Origin of the sequence: Massilia sp. YIM B02763 (assembly GCF_030412015.1) — a bacterium.
In the GTDB taxonomy this organism is placed as follows: domain Bacteria; phylum Pseudomonadota; class Gammaproteobacteria; order Burkholderiales; family Burkholderiaceae_D; genus Telluria.
Genome location: NZ_JASNRD010000055.1, coordinates 1 through 1,176 on the forward strand (window position 1 = coordinate 1; position 1,176 = coordinate 1,176).

1 protein-coding gene is annotated in these 1,176 nt (G+C 64.3%); it reads left to right on the forward strand.

Going from position 1 to position 1,176, the window contains the following annotated elements:
- Positions 1–486 precede the first annotated feature (486 nt).
- The coding region (locus QPK32_RS26435; RefSeq protein ID WP_290415758.1) for a DUF4214 domain-containing protein at positions 487–1,176 on the forward strand (690 nt) is incomplete at its 3' end.

The following is a 1,176-nucleotide window of genomic DNA, read 5'->3' on the forward strand; positions in this document are numbered from 1 at the left end:
ACCACATCCACCACCTGGCAACCAAGGTGGCCTGCACCAGCACCGGCGGTTCGGCGATCGGCGTGGACAGCTATCACCACGGCGTCATGACCAATGCCTACCCGACCGACCTGGACGGCAAGGCGCGTAATGCCTCGACCGGCTACGACATCGGCGCCTACCAGCACTGACCGGCACTGCCGGACTGCCTGGCAGCGGGCTCGGACAGCTGGGCACGCTGGGGCCTCGACAGCCCGCATGCGTCACGGCATGCGGGCTGTTGCCGTTGATGGCCTTCCTGTGCCGTGAATTGTTAAGCGAGTCGTTATGTTGTTCTCGTGGATGCGCAGCGATAGTTTGCAATTGATTGAGATCAACTCATTGATCCACATGGACATTCTTCGTTGCAATTCATTATCTGCAGAAATATTTCTTCAAATAAGTTGAACTTTGGAAGTTTCCTTGCCTCAAAGGGGTATCTCTTTTTTGATGCAAGGAAATCTTCAGATGAAAAAACTCGCCACTTTCGCTTCCGACTTCCGCCTGGGTACTCTGCTGTCCTGCAGCGCCGCCGTCCTGCTGACCGCCTGCGGCGGCAGCGCCGACCTCGGCGCCGATCCGGCCCAGACTGCCGCATCCGTCGAAAGCACTGTGACCGCCTCCGCGACCGGAACCACCGAGCCGAACGCCGCCGATGCGGGCGCCGCCTCGACCACCGCCGCGAATCCGAACGAGTTCGTCGTCAAGGGCTACGAAGGCGATGCGCAGCCGCGCCTGCTGGCCAGCGTCACTTCCGTCAATACGGCAGCCGTCATCACCGGCGCCAATGCGACCGCGCTGGTGACCCAGCTGTACCGATCGCTGCTGGGCCGCGACCCGGAGCCGGCAGGCCTCGCGCATTGGACCCAGGCGCTGGCCAACGGCATGACGGCCAGCCAACTGGAAGCGTCCATCCGCGGCAGCAACGAGTACGCGCGCCTGCATCCGGCCGGCGGCAACACCGCGACCACCCCGGCCACCGCCTACAATTATTATGTGTCGCCGACCGGTTCGGACACGGCGGCCGGCACCAAGGCCGCCCCGTTCAAGACCCTGGCGCGTGCCGCCAAGGCCGCCACCAGGGCCGGCACCACCGTCTGGGTCGCACCGGGCACCTATGCCGGCGGCATCAAGACCACCGCCAGCGGCACCGCCGCG